This window comes from Streptomyces sp. BYX5S, assembly GCF_054724165.1.
Genome location: NZ_CM138829.1, coordinates 7,332,488 through 7,350,272 on the forward strand (window position 1 = coordinate 7,332,488; position 17,785 = coordinate 7,350,272).

At 71.3% G+C, this 17,785-nt stretch carries 15 protein-coding genes; all 15 read right to left on the minus strand.

Annotation, left to right across the window (positions count from 1 at the left end):
- Positions 1-31: 31 nt before the first annotated feature.
- The gene (locus ACYBSK_RS32990; RefSeq protein WP_460247145.1) at positions 32-1,315 is read right to left on the minus strand and encodes a thymidine phosphorylase; all 1,284 of its coding nucleotides are present in this window, start codon (positions 1,313-1,315) and stop codon (positions 32-34) included.
- Positions 1,316-1,555: 240 nt separating this feature from the next.
- Entirely contained in the window at positions 1,556-2,431 is an 876-nt protein-coding gene (locus tag ACYBSK_RS32995) for an RNA polymerase sigma-70 factor (protein WP_460244288.1), read from the minus strand.
- Positions 2,431-2,982, minus strand: coding sequence for a carboxymuconolactone decarboxylase family protein (locus ACYBSK_RS33000; protein ID WP_457480927.1), 552 nt, complete (start codon positions 2,980-2,982; stop codon positions 2,431-2,433). Before ACYBSK_RS33000 ends, ACYBSK_RS32995 begins: the two co-directional genes overlap by 1 nt.
- A gap of 100 nt (positions 2,983-3,082) precedes the next feature.
- A complete protein-coding gene (locus ACYBSK_RS33005; RefSeq protein WP_460247146.1) occupies positions 3,083-3,424 on the minus strand; it encodes a cytidine deaminase in 342 nt (113 codons plus the stop codon).
- 50 nt (positions 3,425-3,474) lie between these two features.
- Positions 3,475-4,731, minus strand: a complete 1,257-nt coding sequence (locus ACYBSK_RS33010; protein WP_460244289.1) for an ABC transporter permease — start codon at positions 4,729-4,731, stop codon at positions 3,475-3,477.
- On the minus strand, positions 4,728-5,879 hold the full coding sequence (locus ACYBSK_RS33015) for an ABC transporter permease (RefSeq protein WP_457480930.1): 1,152 nt from the start codon (positions 5,877-5,879) through the stop codon (positions 4,728-4,730). Before ACYBSK_RS33015 ends, ACYBSK_RS33010 begins: the two co-directional genes overlap by 4 nt.
- A 2-nt stretch (positions 5,880-5,881) precedes the next feature.
- Positions 5,882-7,438, minus strand: a complete 1,557-nt coding sequence (locus tag ACYBSK_RS33020; protein WP_460247147.1) for an ABC transporter ATP-binding protein — start codon at positions 7,436-7,438, stop codon at positions 5,882-5,884.
- Positions 7,439-7,596: 158 nt separating this feature from the next.
- Positions 7,597-8,655: a BMP family lipoprotein gene (locus ACYBSK_RS33025; protein WP_460244290.1), complete on the minus strand. Its 1,059-nt coding sequence runs from the start codon at positions 8,653-8,655 to the stop codon at positions 7,597-7,599.
- A 238-nt stretch (positions 8,656-8,893) separates the two neighbouring features.
- The gene (locus ACYBSK_RS33030) at positions 8,894-9,955 is read right to left on the minus strand and encodes a BMP family lipoprotein (RefSeq protein ID WP_457480932.1); all 1,062 of its coding nucleotides are present in this window, start codon (positions 9,953-9,955) and stop codon (positions 8,894-8,896) included.
- A gap of 180 nt (positions 9,956-10,135) precedes the next feature.
- The gene (locus ACYBSK_RS33035; protein WP_460244291.1) at positions 10,136-11,392 is read right to left on the minus strand and encodes an amidohydrolase; all 1,257 of its coding nucleotides are present in this window, start codon (positions 11,390-11,392) and stop codon (positions 10,136-10,138) included.
- A gap of 158 nt (positions 11,393-11,550) precedes the next feature.
- Positions 11,551-12,723 (minus strand): Cmx/CmrA family chloramphenicol efflux MFS transporter, encoded by a 1,173-nt coding sequence (locus ACYBSK_RS33040; protein ID WP_460244292.1) that lies wholly within the window; start codon positions 12,721-12,723, stop codon positions 11,551-11,553.
- Positions 12,724-12,962: 239 nt separating this feature from the next.
- Positions 12,963-13,991, minus strand: coding sequence for a hypothetical protein (locus ACYBSK_RS33045; protein ID WP_460244293.1), 1,029 nt, complete (start codon positions 13,989-13,991; stop codon positions 12,963-12,965).
- Between the two features lie 80 nt (positions 13,992-14,071).
- On the minus strand, positions 14,072-15,019 hold the full coding sequence (locus ACYBSK_RS33050) for an N-acetylneuraminate synthase family protein (protein WP_460244294.1): 948 nt from the start codon (positions 15,017-15,019) through the stop codon (positions 14,072-14,074).
- A 14-nt stretch (positions 15,020-15,033) separates the two neighbouring features.
- Complete coding sequence (locus tag ACYBSK_RS33055) at positions 15,034-16,323, minus strand: cytidylyltransferase domain-containing protein (RefSeq protein ID WP_460244295.1); 1,290 nt, start codon at positions 16,321-16,323, stop codon at positions 15,034-15,036.
- A gap of 38 nt (positions 16,324-16,361) precedes the next feature.
- Positions 16,362-17,663, minus strand: a complete 1,302-nt coding sequence (locus tag ACYBSK_RS33060; RefSeq protein ID WP_460244296.1) for a DUF6716 putative glycosyltransferase — start codon at positions 17,661-17,663, stop codon at positions 16,362-16,364.
- Between the last annotated feature and the right edge of the window lie 122 nt (positions 17,664-17,785).

A 17,785-nucleotide genomic window follows, 5' to 3' on the forward strand; every position in this document is an offset into this window, starting at 1 on the left:
TCAAACGCCGGCGGGGCTGGATCTGCCGGGGTCAGCCGATTCGTTCCAGGACGATCGGGCGCGCCGTGAAACCGGTGCCCGCCGGGGCGATGTCGTACGCGCCCTCCAACGCTTCGAGCGCGTACGCGAAGCGGTCGGGGGTGTCCGTGTGCAGGGTCATGAGGGCCTGGCCCGCGAAGACCGAGTCGCCGGGCTTGGCGTGCAGTTCGACGCCTGCCGCCGCCTGGACCGGGTCCTCCTTGCGCGAGCGGCCCGCGCCGAGGCGCCAGGCGGCGAGGCCCACGTCCATGGCGTCGAGGCGGGTGAGGACGCCGGACGCGGACGCCGTCACGGTGTGGGTCTCGCGGGCCGTCGGCAGCGCCGCGTCCGGGTCGCCGCCCTGCGCCGCGATCATCCGCCGCCAGGCGTCCATCGCGCGGCCGTCGGCGAGGGCCTTCGCCGGGTCGACGTCCTTCAGGCCGGCCGCGTCGAGCATCTCGCGGGCGAGGGCGAGGGTGAGTTCGACGACGTCGGCGGGGCCGCCGCCCGCCAGCACCTCGACGGATTCCCGGACTTCGAGGGCGTTGCCCGCGGTGAGGCCCAGCGGGGTGTTCATGTCCGTCAGCAGGGCGACCGTCGGCAGGCCGTGGTCCGTGCCCAACCCGACCATCGTCCGGGCGAGTTCGCGGGCGGCGTCCGCTTCCTTCATGAAGGCGCCCGAGCCGAACTTCACGTCCAGGACGAGTGAACCCGTGCCCTCCGCGATCTTCTTCGACATGATCGAGGACGCGATGAGCGGGATGCACTCGACGGTGGCGGTGACGTCGCGCAGCGCGTACAGCTTCTTGTCGGCGGGGGCGAGGCCGCTGCCGGGGGCGCAGATGACGGCGCCGACGTCCTCCAGGGTGCGCATCATCTCCTCGTTGGTGAGGTTCGCGCGCCAGCCGGGGATCGCCTCCAGCTTGTCGAGCGTGCCGCCGGTGTGGCCGAGCCCGCGGCCGGACAGCTGCGGGACGGCCGCGCCGCAGGCCGCGACGAGGGGGGCGAGCGGCAGCGTGATCTTGTCGCCGACGCCGCCGGTGGAGTGCTTGTCGGCGGTGGGGCGCGGCAGCGCCGAGAAGTCCATCCTCTCACCGGAGTCGATCATCGCGGCGGTCCACCGGGCGATCTCCGCGCGGTCCATCCCGTTCAGGAAGATCGCCATGGCCAGGGCCGACATCTGCTCGTCCGCGACCGCGCCGCGGGTGTAGGCGTCGACGACCCAGTCGATCTGCGCGTCCGTGAGACGGCCGTGGTCCCGCTTCGTACGGATGACGGAGATGACGTCCATGGCGATTCCTCCAACGGATCCAACGGTTCGGCGCGGTGCGGTGGGCGTTGTCACGCTCCCACGGCAGGGTGACTCTACGCGCATAGACGGCTCGCGTGAAGGTCTCCCGCCCCTCATGCCACCCGCCGGACCGGGGCCCGGTTACGGGGCTCTGCCCCGGACCCCGCTGCTCAATCGCCGCAGGGGCTTGATGTGACCGGGCCCCGACGATCAGCCGCCGCAAGGGCTTGGTGTGACCGGGCGGGGCTATCGCGACAGGTTTGCCTCCTCGTCGATGCGTGCCAGTTTGACCGGGTTGCGGATGACGTAGATGTGGGTGATACGGCCGGCCTCCACCACCACGCTCATGGCTGACGGTTCGCCGTCGAATTCGAGGCGGGCCGCGGGGGCGGCGTTGAACCACACGGGGGTCGCCGCCAGTCGTGTCACCCGGTCCTTCGCCGTCGCGAGCAGCCCCGCCACGACGCCGACGCCGTGCAGCGGCACCTTCGCCGCGGCCACGCGCCCGCCACCGTCGGCGATCATCACCACGTCCGGGGCCATGACCTCCATCAGGGCCTGCAGATTCCCCGTGCTCATGGCCGTCAGGAACCGTTCCACCACCGCCTGTTGCTCCGTGCGCGCAACCTTTACGCGCGGCCGGCGCGCCGCCACGTGGTCGCGGGCGCGACGGGCGATCTGGCGTACGGTCGCCGAGGTCTTGCCGACGGCTTCGGCGATCTCCCCGTACGGGACGTCGAAGACCTCGCGAAGGACGAAGACCGCGCGTTCCGTGGGGCCCAGGGTTTCGAGGACCGTGAGGAGGGCGATCGAGACGCTCTCCGCCAGTTCGACGTCGTCCGCGACGTCGGGGCTGGTCAGGAGGGGTTCCGGGAGCCATTGGCCGACGTAGTCCTCGCGGCGGCGGGAGAGCGTGCGCAGGCGGTTGAGGGACTGGCGGGTGACGATCCGGACGAGGTACGCGCGCGGGTCGCGCACCTCGGTCCGGTCCGCCTCGGCCCACCGCAGCCAGGACTCCTGCAGCACGTCCTCCGCGTCGGCCGCCGAGCCGAGCATCTCGTAGGCGACCGTGAAGAGCAGGCTGCGGTGGGTGACGAAGGGGTCCGACGACGACTCGGCCATTACGCGCGGGCCTCCAGCGGGATCTCGCACGCCTCCGAGAAGCCCTGCGAGCTGATGCCGTGGGCCGTGTTGCCGCGCGTCGAGAAGTTCACGAAGGCGATGTACGTGGTGAGTTCGACCATCGCCGCAGGGCCGAGGGTGTTCAGCAGGCCCGCGTACAGCTCGTCGGTGACGGTCGGCGGGGTGTTCGTCATGGCCTCCGCGTACTCCATGACGTCCCGCTCCAGCGGCGTGAAGACGTCGGAGGTGCGCCAGCGCGGGACCTGGCTGGCCTTCTTCAGGTCGAGCTTCTCGTTCTGCGCCTGGAAGTAGCCGATGTCGAGGCACCAGCTGCACCCGACCTGCGCCGCGACCGCCATGTGCGCGAACGACTTGAGGGTCTCGTCGGCCGCGTCCCACTGGGCGACCTGGCGGCCGAGGCCGAGGCCGTCCTGAGCGACCTTCGGGTTGTGCCAGAGCACTTCGGCGGGCTCCATGACCGCGCCGAGCTGGTCGACCATGCCCTGCTTCAGTTCCTCGGGGAGTGCTGCCTTCTGGATGCGGAGGGCCATCGTGTCCACCTTCGGGGCCTCGGCGGTCGGGCTCTTCCCGGCCGTTCGACATGAAGACACCGAAGGGCCCGCGGGTGTGACATCCCCGCGGGCCCTTCCGTCAGTTCAGGCTCTCCGGTCCGAACGCCTCCGGGAGCATCTCCCCCAGCGTCCGCACCCCCGTCGCCGTCTCCATCAGGAGATCCGCGCCCCCGAACTCGTACAGGAGCTGGCGGCAGCGGCCGCACGGCATCAGGAGGTCGCCCTTGCCGTCCACGCAGGTGAAGTGGGTGAGGCGGCCGCCGCCCGTGGCGGTCAGCTGGGAGACGAGGCCGCACTCGGCGCAGAGGCCGAGGCCGTACGAGGCGTTCTCGACGTTGCAGCCGGAGACCGTGCGGCCGTCGTCCACCAGGGCCGCCGCGCCGACCGGGAACCCCGAGTACGGGGCGTACGCGCGGGACATGGCCTCGCGGGCCGCCGTGCGCAGGGATTCCCAGTCGACCGTCTCCGATGTCACGTGCCCTGGCCCTTCCGGTACGGCTGTCCGTTCGCCTTCGGCATGCGCAGGCGCTGTGCCGAGAGTGCCAGGACGAGCATCGTCAGGACGTACGGCATGGCCGTGGCGACCTGGCTCGGCACCGAATCGGTGGAGGCGTACCAGAAGAAGAGCAGGACGGAGACGGCCAGGGTGACGGCCGCGCCCGCGTACTTCTTCTTCCAGATCAGCCACGCCACCGCGAGGAGCGCCAGGATCGCGATCAGCAGGAGCAGCGCGTGCGTGTTCTCCGTGCCGCCGCGCACCTTGAGGGTGTCGCTGTAGCCGAACAGGCCCGCGCCGAGGGCGAGTCCGCCCGGCATCCAGTTGCCGAAGATCATCGCGGCGAGGCCGATGTAGCCGCGGCCGCCGGTCTGGCCCTCCAGGTAGTAGTTGGAGGAGACCATGGAGAGGAAGGCGCCGCCGAGGCCGGCGAGGGCGCCGGAGGCCAGCACGGCGATGTACTTGTACTTGATGACGTTGACGCCGAGGGATTCGGCCGCGACCGGGTTCTCGCCGCAGGAGCGCAGCCGCAGGCCGAACGACGTGCGCCACAGGATCCACCAGGACGCCGGGATCAGCAGGACCGCGATCAGGGTCAGCCAGGACACGCCCGTCATCACGCCGCCGAGCAGGCCCGCGATGTCGGAGATCAGGAACCAGCCCTGCTTGTTGAGGTCGGCGAGGGCGTCCGCGAGGCCGGGGACGGTGAACTCGCCCAGCGAGGGCACCGCGGGCGACTGGCGGGAGGTGGCGCCCTCCATCCCGTCGTACATCAGGACGGAGAGGTAGCGGGTGGCGCCGAGGGCGAGGATGTTGATGGCCACACCGGAGACGATGTGGTTGACGTTGAAGGTGACCGTGGCGAGGGCGTGCACGAGGCCGCCGAGCGCGCCGCCGATCAGGGCGGCGATCACGCCGATCCAGGGGCCCCACTGGTAACCGGCCCAGGCGCCGAACCAGGTGCCGAGGATCAGCATGCCTTCGAGGCCGATGTTGACGACGCCCGCGCGCTCGGCCCACAGGCCGCCGAGGCCCGCCATGCCGATGGGTACGGCGAGTTGGAGCGCGGTCGACATCTGGCTGACGGAGGTCAGTCCGTTCGCGTCGGTGATCAGGCGGACCGCGGAGACCAGGCAGAGCAGGCCCGCGATGACCAGCAGCAGGACCGGGAGGCTGAGCTTGCGCCGGGCCGCCGGGGCGGTCGGCTTGTCGAGGACGGGAGCCGTACTCATCGGGCGGCCACCTCCGGCTTCTTGTCGTTGTTGTCGGAGGCGGTGAGGACGTGCCCCGCGGCGAGTTCGGCGCCGACGCGCTGTTGCTGCCTGCGGGTGCCCCAGACGCGGACGGCCTCGTAGGAGACGACGACGGCGATCACGATGAGGCCCTGCATGATCGTGGCGATCTCGGAGCTGTAGCCCTGGAGGTCCAGCGGGTCGGCCGCGTTGAACAGCCAGGAAAGCAGCAGGGAGGCGAGCGCCATGCCGACCGGGCTGTTGCGGCCGAGCAGCGCCACCGTGATGGCGTTGAAGCCGAGCGAGGCTGGGAACGAGTCGGAGAAGGTGTGCGTCGAGCCGAGCAGCGTCGGCAGACCGGCGAGACCGGCGACGGCGCCCGACAGCAGCATCGCGGTGAGGACCATCCGCTTCGCGGAGACGCCGGAGGCGGCGGCCGCGGTGTCGGAGGCGCCGGAGGCGCGCAGGTCGAAGCCGAACCGGGTGCGGTTGAGCATCACCCAGTAGACGACGCCGAGGGCGATCGCGACGAAGACGAAGCCGTAGACGGTGCCGACCGCGTCGCCCATGTTGATGCCGGGGAACCAGCCGGCCTTGTCCATCTCACCGGTGGTGCGGTTGTTGCCGACGGCGACGCCGAAGGCGTCCTCCAGGGTGAGGTACGCGATGACCGAGGCGGCGATCGAGTTCAGCATGATCGTGGAGACGACCTCGCTGACGCCGCGGGTCACCTTGAGGATGCCCGCGATGCCGGACCAGATCGCGCCGGTCACGGCCGCCGACAGGATCAGCAGCGGGATCTGGAGGAAGGCCGGGAACGCGATGTGCGCGCCGACGATGGCGGCGACACAGGCGGCGAGCCGGTACTGGCCCTCGACGCCGATGTTGAAGAGGTTCATCCGGAAGCCGATGGCGACGGCGAGCGCGCCGACGTAGAGGCCCGCGGCGTCATTGATGATGAGCACCTGGACGTCGGAGAACGTCGCCTGCTCGAACATGATCGAGAACGGCTCGATCGGGTTCTCGCCGGACGCCGCGAGCACGATCGCGGTCAGGGCGAACGCCACGACCAGCGCGATGACCGGTCCGGCCACCGCGAGCAGGATCCGCTCCGTGTTGATGGCGTCCCAGCGCTTACTGGTGTTCATGGTCAGGCACCGTCTTCCGTGTGCTCCAGGTAGCCCGAGGCCGCACCGGTCATGGCGGATCCCAGCTCCTCCGGGGTGATGGCGGCCGGGTCGGCGTCGGCGACGAGGCGGCCGTCGTAGATGACCCGGAGGGTGTCGGAGAGGCCGATCAGTTCGTCGAGGTCGGCCGAGATGAGCAGCACGGCGAGCCCCTCGTGGCGGGCCGCGCGGATCTGGTCCCAGATCTGGGCCTGCGCGCCGACGTCCACACCGCGGGTGGGGTGGGCGGCGATCAGGAACTTCGGGTGGTGGCTCATCTCCCGGCCGACGATCAGCTTCTGCTGGTTGCCGCCGGACAGGGAGGCCGCGGTGACGTCGATGCCGGGGGTGCGGACGTCGTACTCCTTGACGATCCGCTCGGTGTCGGCCTGCGCGCCCTTCGGGTCGAGCCAGAAGCCCTTGCTGTTGGGCCGCTCGGTGACGTGGCCGAGCATCCGGTTCTCCCACAGCGGGGCGCTCAGGACGAGGCCGTGGCGGTGCCGGTCCTCGGGGATGTAGCCGATGCCGGACTCGCGGCGCCTGCGGGTGGCCCAGGAGGTGATCTCCTCGCCGAGCAGCTTGATGCTGCCGCTGTCCGCGTGCTCCAGGCCGATCAGCGCCTCGATCAGCTCGGTCTGCCCGTTGCCCTCGACGCCCGCGAGGCCGAGGACCTCCCCGGCGTGGATGGTGAACGTGATGCCGTCGAGGAGCGGCTTGCCGCCGTGCGGCGCCGCGAGGCGCAGCTCGTCGACCTCGACGACGGGGCGGTCGGTGACGGTGGACTCCGCCGTCTCCGGGGTGGGCAGTTCGCTGCCGACCATCAGCTCGGCGAGCTGCTTCGGGGTCGTCTCGGCGGGGACGGCGGTGCCGACCGTGGTGCCGCGCCGGATGACGGTGATCTCGTCGGCCACGGAGAGGACTTCGCCGAGCTTGTGCGAGATGAAGATGACGGACAGGCCCTCGGCCTTGAGCCCGCGCAGGTTGTCGAAGAGCGCGTCGACCTCCTGCGGGACGAGCACGGCGGTCGGCTCGTCGAGGATCAGGGTGGTGGCGCCGCGGTAGAGGACCTTAAGGATCTCCACGCGCTGGCGGTCGGCGACGCCGAGGTCCTCGACGAGGACGTCGGGGCGCACCCCGAGCCCGTAGCGCTCGGATATCTCCAGGATCTTGCGGCGGGCCTTGCCGCCGATCCCGTACAGCTTCTCGCTGCCGAGGACGACGTTCTCCAGGACGGTGAGGTTGTCCGCGAGCATGAAGTGCTGGTGGACCATGCCGATGCCGCGCGCGATGGCGTCGGCGGGCGAGGAGTAGCTGACCTCCTCACCGGCGATGGCGATGGTGCCCTCGTCCGGCTTCTGCATGCCGTAGAGGATCTTCATCAGGGTGGACTTGCCCGCCCCGTTCTCCCCCACCAGGGCGTGCACGGTGCCCTTGTGGACGGTGAGACGGATGTCGTGGTTGGCGACCACACCGGGGAACCGCTTGGTGATGCCTTTGAGTTCTACGGCGACGGCGGTGGGAGGGGAGCTTGACGTGGCGATGGCGCACTCTCCTGGGGAAGGGGGGTCGCTCTCCACACGTAGCGCCCCAACAGCGGTGTGCTGGAAGTGAGTTCGAGCAGGATCGCAGATGCGGGGCGCGGGGAAGAAGGCTCCTCCCGCAGGAGGGCCGACCGCCCCGCGCCCGGCGTCGCGAGGTATTACTTCTGGGGCTTGACCGGCACCTTCACGGAGCCGTCGACGATGCCCTGCTCGGCCTTCTTCAGGGCCGCCTGGAGCTTGGAGTCGTTCTTGAACTCCGGGTTGGAGTCGGCGAGCGAGACCTCGCCGGACTTCAGGTCGCCGGTGACGACGCCGGTCTCCGGCTTGCCGTCCTCGACGGACTTCGCCAGGTTGAAGATCGCCTTGGCGACGTCCTTGGTGGCGGAGGTGATGATGTACTTCTTGTACTTCTTCAGCGGGGCCTGGGAGTACTGGTCGGAGTCGACGCCGATCGCGTACGCCTTCTCGGCGGCGGCCGCCTCGATGACGCCCTGACCGGACAGGCCGGCCGCGTGGTAGACGACGTCGGCGCCGTCCTCCAGCTGCTTCTCGGCGGCGGCCTTGCCGAGGTCCGGCGAGGCGAAGCCCTTGCCGGGGTCCTCGTCGAGGTACTGGACCTTGACCTCGACGCCCTTCTTGGTGTCCTTGACGCCCTGCTCGAAGCCCGCCTGGAACTTGTTGATCAGCGCGTTGTCGACGCCGCCGACGAAGCCGACCGTGTCGGACTTGGTCTTCAGGGCGGCGGTGACACCGGCGAGGTAGGACACCTCGTTCTCCTGGAAGACCAGGTCCGCGACGTTGTCCGCCTTGGCGGTGGCGTCGTCGACGATGCCGAAGGTGGTCTTCGGGTACTTCTTCGCGGCCTCCTTGACGGCGGGCGCGTACGCGTAGCCGATGCCGACGACCGGGTTGTAGCCCATCTTCGCCAGCTGGATCAGGCGCTGGGTCTTGTCGTCGTCGGACTCGCCGTCCTTCGGCTCCTGGTCGGCGACCTGGTAGCCGAACTCCTTCTTGGCCTGGCGCAGGCCCTCGTAGGCGGCGTCGTTGAACGACTGGTCGCCCTTGCCGCCGACGTCGTAGGCGATGGCGAGGCCCTTGTCCTTGCCGCCGTCGGAGGACGACTGGGCGTCCGAGGAGGTGCCGCCGCAGGCGGCGAGGGCGAGGGCGAGCGAGGCGGTGGCGGTGCCTGCGACCGCTATACGGGAAACCCGGCGCATGAGAAGTGCTCCTTCGTACAAGCGCCGGAACAGCAGGGGGCCGACGCTGAGTTCGCCGCAGAGTAACGCGCGTAGACCCGACAGAGAACCCTGGTTGTCCAGACTGTTATCGACGGGGTACGAGCCGGATACGAGGGCGGATACCGGACCGTGCGCCGGGCCGTATACGAAGACGGGCGCGGCGCCGCCGGTGGGACTCACCGGCGGCGCCGCGCGGTCCGGGCCGAGCGGGCCCGGGTCAGCCCTTCTTCGGCTTCGTCTGCACCTTGATCGAACCGTCGACGATGCCCTTCTTGGCCTCGGCGACCGCGTCGGCGAGACCGGCGATCTTCTGGAACTCGGGGTTGGACTCCGAGGCGCCCACGCCGTCGACCTTGAGGTCGAAGGTCTGCACTCCGCTCAGCGGCTTCTTGTCCTCGACGGACTTGGCCAGCGAGTACACGGACTCACCGACCTCCTTCAGCGCGGAGGTGAGGATGTACTGCTTGTACTTGGCGAGGGTCTTCTGCTTGTACTGGTCGGAGTCGACGCCGATGACCCACTTCTTCTCCTCGGCGGCCGCCTTGATGACGCCCTGCCCGGACAGGCCCGCCGCGTGGTAGATCACGTCGGCGCCGTCCTCCAGCTGCTTGTTGGCCGCGGCCTCGCCGAGGTCGGGGCTGGCGAAGCCCTTGGCGGGGTCCTCGTCGAGGTACTGGACCTCGATGTCGACGCCCTTCTTGGTGTCGTTGACGCCCTGCTCGAAGCCGGCCTCGAACTTGTTGATCAGTTCGTTGTCGACGCCGCCGACGAAGCCGACGTGGTCGGACTTGGTGGCCTTGGCGGCGGCGACGCCCGCGAGGTACGAGGACTCGTTCTCGGCGAAGACGAGGGAGGCGACGTTCTTGCCCTCGACGACCGAGTCGACGATGCCGAAGGTGGTCTTCGGGTACTTCTTCGCGGCTTCCTTCATCGCCGGGCCGTAGGCGTAGCCGATGCCGACGACCGGGTTGTAGCCGGCCTTCGCGAGGTTCGCGAGGCGCTGCACCTTGTCGTCGTCGGACTCGCCGTCCTTCGGCTCCTGGTCGGCGGTCTTGTAGCCGAACTCGTTCTTCGCCTTGAGCATGCCCTCGTAGGCGGAGTCGTTGAAGGACTGGTCGCCCTTGCCGCCGACGTCGTAGGCGATGGCGAGGCCGAGGTCGTCCTTGCCCTCGCCGCCCGCGTTGTTCTTGTCGCTGCTGGTGCCGCCACAGGCGGTGGCGGCGAGCGCCAGGCCGGTGACGCCGATGGCGAGTTTCGTCAGCCGCGGTATTCGACGCATCAGGGGTCCCCATTCGTCCAACACGCCTTGTATGGCGCCCAGTTCGGCGCACCATAACGCGCGTAGAAAGTCCGAGGAATGCCCTTGACTCCGGCGTTATCGATTCGTGCCGCGCCCCCCGTTACGAGGCGGTTAACCGCCGGGGCTCCGCCCCGGACCCCGCGGCGGAGCCCCGAGGCGTTACGAGAGGAGGGCCGCCGCCGTGAAGAGTTCGACGCCGACCGTGATCGCGGACTCGTCGACGTCGAAGTCGCCCTGGTGGAGGTCGCGGGACCCCCGGTCACCGGGCGGCTTCACGCCCAGGCGGGCCATCGCACCCGGCACGTGCTCCAGGTACCAGGAGAAGTCCTCCCCGCCCAGGCTCTGCTGGGTGTCCTCGACCGCGTCGGGCCCACGGCGCGCCGTCATCGCGGACTTCAGCAGCTCCACGACCACCGGATCGTTCACCACCGGCGGCACCCCACGGATGTAGTTGACGACCGGCTTCGCGCGGTACAGGTCCGCGATCTCCTGGATCGCCCCGTGCACCACGTCCGGCGCCTGCCGCCACGCGTCGAGATCGAGGCACCGCACCGTCCCGGACAGCTCCGCGTGCTGCGGGATCACATTGCACGCGTGCCCCGTCTCCAGCCGCCCCCACGTCACGGCGAGCCCCGACCTCGCGTCGACCCGCCGCGCCACCAGCGCCGGCACCTCCGTGGCGACCTTGGCCGCGGCGGTGACGAGGTCCGTGGTGAGGTGCGGGCGCGCCGTGTGCCCGCCGGGGCCGTCGAGCGTGACCTCCAGGCGGTCGCACGCGGACGTGATGGCGCCGGGCCGGATGCCGATGCGCCCCGCGTCGACCTTCGGGTCGCAGTGCACGCCGATGATCTGCCGTACGCCGTCCAGCACCCCGCACTCGATCGCGTCGGGCGCGCCGCCGGGCAGCACCTCCTCCGCGGGCTGGAAGATCAGCCGTACGGGATGCGGGAGCTCGCCCCTGCGGTGCAGTTCCGCGAGGACGAGGCCGGCGCCGAGGACGACGGTGGTGTGCACGTCGTGCCCGCAGGCGTGCGCGCGGTCCGGCACCGTCGAGCGGTAGGCGCACTCCATCTTGGTGTCGGGGATGGGCAGCGCGTCGATGTCCGCGCGCAGCGCGAGCATCCCGCGCGGCCCGTCCGCCGCGCCCCACTGGCCGCTCGCCGTGCCGATGTCACAGATGAGACCGGTGCCGATGCTCAGCACGCGCGGCGCGAGCCCGGCCTTTTCGAGGCGGGTCTTGAGCGCGGCGGTGGTGCGGAACTCCTGGTTGCCCAGCTCGGGGTGCATGTGCATGTCGCGCCGGAACGCGACGAGTTCGGCGCGGAGCGCCTCGGGCAGCGCACCCGCAAGTGCGCTGCCCGGCACGGATTCCCCGGGCTGGTCGGCCTCTGACTCTCGGGACTTCAACTCGTTCACCCTCTGAAGAGTAGGGCGATGCAGGGGCCAACTAACCTGCGATCAACAAAAGTTAAGCCGAATTGGGGTAAGAAACTCGGCCGCGCTGCGCATGTGGATCGCGCAGGAGGGGTATGAAGACTCTTTTCGACCCGTGCCGACCTGCGCCTCTGCGGGTCTCAGCCTTCGACGGCCGCCTCGTGGGCGGTCCGCCCGCGCGCCACCCGTGCGACACACGTCACAACGAACGCGAGCGCCACGAGCAACGCGCTGACGCCCGGCACGGCCCGGTGTCCGAGCCCGCCCCCGATGGCCAGCCCGCCGGCCCACGGCCCGAGCGCCGCGCCGACGTTCAGCGCGGCCGTGGCGAGGCCGCCCGCGAGGGTGGGTGCGCCGGACGCCGCGTAGAGGGCCCGCGCGATCAGGGTGGAGCCGACGGCGAAGGACAGGGCGCCCTGGACGAAGGCGAGGACGAGGGTCGCGGCGACGCTGCCCGCGGCGAGGGCGAACAGGATCCAGCCGAGCAGCAGCGCCGCCCCGCCGACCGTGAGGGCGCGCCTCGGCCGGGTGTCCGAGAGGCGGCCCGCGGCGTTCACCCCGACGAACGCGCCGAGCCCGAACAGGGCCAGCAGCGCGGGCATCCAGCTCTCCCCGATGCCGGTCACCCCGGTGGCCACGGGCGCGAGGTAGGTGTACGTGCAGAACGTGGCGGCGTTGACGAGCGCGCCGAGCAGCAGCACCGTCAGCAGCCGCGGGGCGCGCAGGGCCCGCGCCTCGGCGCGCAGATCGCCGCGCCCGGCCTCCCCGGTCTCCCTCGGCACGGACCGCGGTACGGCGATCAGCGCGGGTACGCAGATCAGTGCGACGGCCCAGAACGCGGCGCGCCAGCCGAGGAGCCCGCCGAGCAGCGCCCCGCCGGGCACGCCCGCGACGCAGGCGAGAGTGGTGCCGCCCAGCAGGACCGCCGTGGCGCGCCCCTTGGCGTCGGGGGCGACCATCGACACCGCGGCGGCGAGGGCGAGCGCGAGGAACCCGGCGTTGGCGAGCGCCGCCACGACACGGGTGGCGAGCAGGACGGCGAAGCTGGTCGTCAGCGCGCCGACGACGTGCGCGAGGGCGAAGAGGAGCAGCGAGCCGAAGAGGGCGGGCCGGCGGCGCCACCGCACCGCGAGGACCGCCGTGAGCGGCGCCCCGACGATCATGCCGACCGCGAAGGCGGAGGTCAGCGCACCGGCGGCGGGCAGTGAGACGCCCAGGTCGTGGGCGATGTCGGGGCCGAGCCCCGAGAGCATGAACTCGGACGTCCCCTGCGCGAAGACGGCGAGGGCGAGCAGATGGAGAGCGAAAGGCACGACGGACTCCGGGACCGTGGAACGAGGAAAGGGGTCGCGGTACGGCGGTCCGTGCGGTGGCTGAGCCGCGTGGCTACGGCATGCGGCGGCAGAGGCGGGGTCCGGGACGGACGGGCCTCAACGCACCGGGAAGGAAGGCCACCGGACGACTGCCGGCGGCCGAAGTCTGTCGGACTCGGGGCTGCTCACGGGCGCAAGGCTACGACGCCCGCCACTACGGGGGCCACCGGGTTTCGTGGTCACACCGCGCGGACCGTTCCTCGGGCCGTGCCCGAGATGTCGGCCAGGAAGCCCTGGGCGTGGGTGGAGACGCCGTGGCGGAGCCAGGACGGGTCGATCTCGCAGACGGCGACCTTGACGCCGGTGCCGGCGAGGGCGATGGGGAGGGTGTGCACGACGGTGGAGGGGAAGCTGAGGATCGTACGGCCTATGGGGCCGCGGCGGGCGATCAGTTCCAGGGGGAGGTCGGGGCGGACGATCTCCAGGCCGGTCTCGGCGGCGAGGCGGTGGAGTTTGTCGGCGCTCTCGCGGCGATGCGCGAAGTAGCGGGTGGCGCCGTGGGCGCGGGCGAGCGCGCGGACGGCCTCCACGTAGCGGTCGAGGTCGACGACTCCCGTTTCCGCCAGGGACGTTCCGACCATGTCGGCGCCGCGCGTGAGGCGGGGCGGGCCGAAGCGGGCGCGGGTCCAGGCGTAGTCGTTGGAGGACACCGTGACGCCTTCGGGGGCCTCGTCCACCGGCATCGACGTGAACACCGAGACGGAGTCGCGGCGGGCGTGCCCGGTGAGCCGGCGGCGGGCGGCCGCCGCGACGGGGCCGAAGACGACGTCGCGCGGGCCGGGCCGGCCGCCGCGCCGGTGCCAGCGCACCAGCCGTTCGCCGCGCACCAGTTGGGCGACGAACTCCATGGTGGCGGTGCCGTCGTCGACGACGACGAGCTCGTCGGCGCGGGTGATCGTGAGCAGCAGTTGTACGTAGCGGGAGAACGGGTCGCCGAGGACGATCCGGTCGGCCTTGCGCAGCGAGGGCGCGAGCCCGCCGATCGTCTGGAAGGGCGCGGCGGCGCCGCCGCGGGCCTCCTCCCAGCGCACCGCGTGGCCTTCGGTGCGGGCGAGTTCGGCCATGCGGCGCAGTTGTCCGCGGGTCATCGGGTCGGTGGGCGAGAGCACCACGACGGTCGCCGTGACCTGCCGGTGGTGCGCCCACTCCAGGACGTTGAGGAGCTGTACCGGGCTCTCGACGAAGCACAGCGTGCTGCTGCCGGACATTGCGGCCCTCCCAGGGGCGCCGGGGCGGCCGGGCGCGGTCTCCACCGCGCCCGGCCGCCCTCGATTCGATCCGATGTCCGTCAGACGCCCACCGGCTCACCGGCGGCGACGGCGATCTCCGCCTCCGCGACGACGCCCGGCACGCGGCGCAGCTTCTTCATCGGGCCGAGCTCGGACTCGTAGACCTTCTTGACGCCGTCGCCGAGGGACTCCTCGATGGTGCGGATGTCGCGGACGAGGCGCTGGAGGCCCTGCGGCTCCACGGAGGCGGCCTGGTCGGAGCCCCACATGGCGCGGTCGAGGGTGATGTGGCGCTCGACGAAGGTGGCGCCGAGGGCGACCGCGGCGAGCGTGGTCTGGAGGCCGGTCTCGTGGCCGGAGTAGCCGATCGGGACGTTCGGGTACTCCTGCTGGAGGGTGTTGATGACGCGGAGGTTGAGCTCCTCGGCGACCGACGGGTACGTCGACGTGGCGTGGCACATCAGGATGTTGTCGGAGCCGAGGACCTCGACCGCGTGCCGGATCTGCTTCGGCGTCGACATGCCGGTGGAGAGGATGATCGTGCGGCCGGTGGCGCGCAGGGCGCGCAGCAGCTCGTCGTCGGTGAGGGACGCGGAGGCCACCTTGTGGGCGGGGACGTCGAACTTCTCCAGGAAGGCGACGGCCTCGGTGTCCCACGGGGAGGCGAACCAGTCGATGCCGCGCTTCTTGCAGTAGGCGTCGATGGACCGGTACTCGTCCTCGCCGAACTCGACGCGGTGCCGGTAGTCGATGTACGTCATCCGGCCCCAGGGGGTGTCCCGCTCGATGTCCCACTGGTCGCGCGGCGTGCAGATCTCCGGGGTGCGCTTCTGGAACTTGACGGCGTCGCAGCCGGCCTCGGCGGCGGCGTCGATCAGCTTGAACGCGTTGTCCAGGTCACCGTTGTGGTTGATGCCGATCTCGCCGGTGATGTAGACGAGGCGGCCGGGGCCGGCCTCGCGCGAACCGAAGCTGCGGATGCGGGAGTCGGGGGTCTGAGCAGTCATGGCTCTTGCGTTCCTTACTTGTCGAGGGAGTCGAGAGAAGGGCCGAGGATCCAGCTGGCGATCTCTCGGATCGCGCCTTCGCCACCGGGGACGGTGGTGACGGCGCGTGCGGCGCCGCGCACGACGTCATGGGCGCTGGCGACCGCCACGGGCCAGCCCGCGAGGGCGAAGCACGGGAGGTCGTTGACGTCGTTGCCGACGTAGAGCACGCGCTCCGGCGCGATGCCCTGCTCCTCGCACCACTGCTTGAGTGCGAGGTCCTTGCGGTCGATGCCGTGCAGGACCGGGATCTTGAGCTTCCGGGCCCGTGCGGCGACGACCGGGTTCACTTCCGTGGACAGGATCAGCAGTTCGAGGCCGCTCCTGCGGAGGGCCGCGATGCCGAGGCCGTCACCGCGGTGCACGGTGACGAACTCCCGTCCTTCGGAGTCGATCAGCACCCTGTCGTCGGTCTGGGTGCCGTCGAAGTCGAGGACGACCGCGTCGATGTCTTCCTTGGTGGGAAGCGCCGACTGCTGGTCGAAGAGGGGGGCCAGCGCGCGGGCGCGGGCGAGGTCGTGCGGATCGTCGATCTCCAGCACGCGCGCGGGGTCGGTGCGCACGAGTTCGGTGCGGCCGAAGAAGCGGTGCTCGTGGCGGCGGAAGCCGGTGGTCTCCATGCCGTAGACGGCGCCGGTCTCCAGGAGGTCCTGGGGGCGGTCCTGGCGCATCTGGCGCATCGACTTGTCGTGGTTGACGCCGTAGCCGCCGCCGGTCGCCGTCACGCGGTCGGCGAGCACGGCGACGCCGCCCTCGACGGCCGCGCCGCGCACGGACTCCGGCCGCGGCTCGTCGATGGTGTCGCCGGAGTGTCGCCACACGAACCCGTGGAACGGGGCCACCGTCAGGGCGCTGTCGGCGCCGCCCTCGAGGATCGCGCGGACCACCGCGTCGATGTCCTCCCGTACGAGGAAGGGGCTGGTGCACTGGACGAGCAGCACCACGTCGACCGCCGCGCCGTGCAGCGCCTCGTGGGCGTCCATGGCGTGCAGGACGGCCGCCTCGGAGCTGGACTTGTCGCCGGCGATGGCGGTGGGCCGGGTGACGACCTCGGCGCCCGCGTCCCGCGCGGCGGAGGCGATGGCGGTGTCGTCGGTGGAGACGACGACGTCGGTGACGTGCCGGGTGGCGAGGCACTCGCGCACGGCGCGGGCCACGAGGGGCACGCCGCCGACCGGGGCCAGGTTCTTGGCCGGCACGCCCTTGGAGCCGCCCCGGGCGGGGATCACGGCGAGGACGCGGCGTACGGGCACGGGCTCGGTCATGTGCGCTTCTCCTTCGGGGAGTTCGGGGTTGCGGGGGCTCACAGCTCCCCCATCCGCCGGATCACGGGAGCGACGCGCTGCACGCCGTGCCGGTAGGCGCCGCGGGCGGCCCGGCGAACGACCTGCCGCACCGGTCCCGGCGCGCGGTCGGCGGCGGGCGCGCCGGGCAGCGGGCTGCCGTCGGGCGCGAGGTGGTGGCGGGCGAGGACGCGCGGCAGGTAGCCGGGGGCGGTGGTGCGGCTGTAGTACGGCGCCAGCGGGGGCCGGTCGCGGCCGAGCAGTTCGGCGACGCGGGCGCGCGCCCCGTCGAAGGCGTGCTCGTACGTGCCGTCGGCGGCGACGCCCTGCCGGGCCAGCCAGACGGGGTCGGGCTCGGGCAGCGCGCCGTCGTCCAGCCGGTCCCAGGACAGCAGGCAGCCGGAGCCGGTGAAGTGGTGGTTGCCGAGCGCCTCGCGCACACCGAGGTCGGTGAGCAGCACGGTCGGGATCCGCCGGTGCAGGGATTCGAGGGCGGCGGTGGAGCTGACCGTGACGAGGAGGTCGGTACGGTCGAGGACCTCGCCCATGTTTCCGTACACGAGGCGGAGGTTGGGCGGGAGTTCGCGGCGCTGCGCGAGCTTCTGGTAGGGGATCTCCTCGATGTGCGTGGTGTGTTCGCCGGGCCTGCTGCGCAGCTTGAGCAGTACGTCGCGGTCGGGGTGCGCCGCGGCGTGCCGGGCCATCCGGTCCAGGAGGTACGCGCGGTCGGCCGCGGTGTCCGGCACGGAGGGCTGGGCGGCGAAGGTGACCGTGTACCGGTCGCGTACGCCGGTGTAGGGCTCGCCGCCGAGGAAGGGCAGCGCGCACTCGGTGACGGCGGCGGCGTCCGCGCCCACGCCCTCGTAGACGGCGCGAAAGCGGTCCGCGTCGTAGGCGGAGTTGGCGAGGACGACGTCGGCGCCGTGCCGCAGGAGCAGTCCGTCGGCGAGCTTCTCGTAGACGACGCCGACGTAGCCGGTGACGACGACGGGGCGGCGCTGTGCTCCCCTCCAGGCGTGGGCGAGGCCGTGCAGGGCGGCCTGGACGCCGCCGCCGACGAGGGCGAGGACCACCACGTCGTAGGCGGCGGACTCCATCTCGCGCAGGAATTCGACGGCCGTGACCTCGCGCAGGCTGTCGGCGGGGACGCCGACCTCGCGGAGCTGGCGGGGGGTCGGGGTGGCGCGACCGCGCAGCAGGAAGCCGTCGAGGGCGACACGGTCGGGGGCGATGCGGGACGCTGTCAGCGACCCCCACTTCCACCGGGTGTCGGAGTCCGCGAGTACGGCGACCCTGAGCTGCTTTTCGTTCCTCACTGGCACACCGAGGAAGTTAGGAAGCCTTTTGGAGCCGCGGCCCAACCCGAGTGCAACAAACGGTTAACAGCACACCGACGAATGGCGAATCGGCTCGGGAAAGGGCCCGCGACGAGGCCGATTCACGG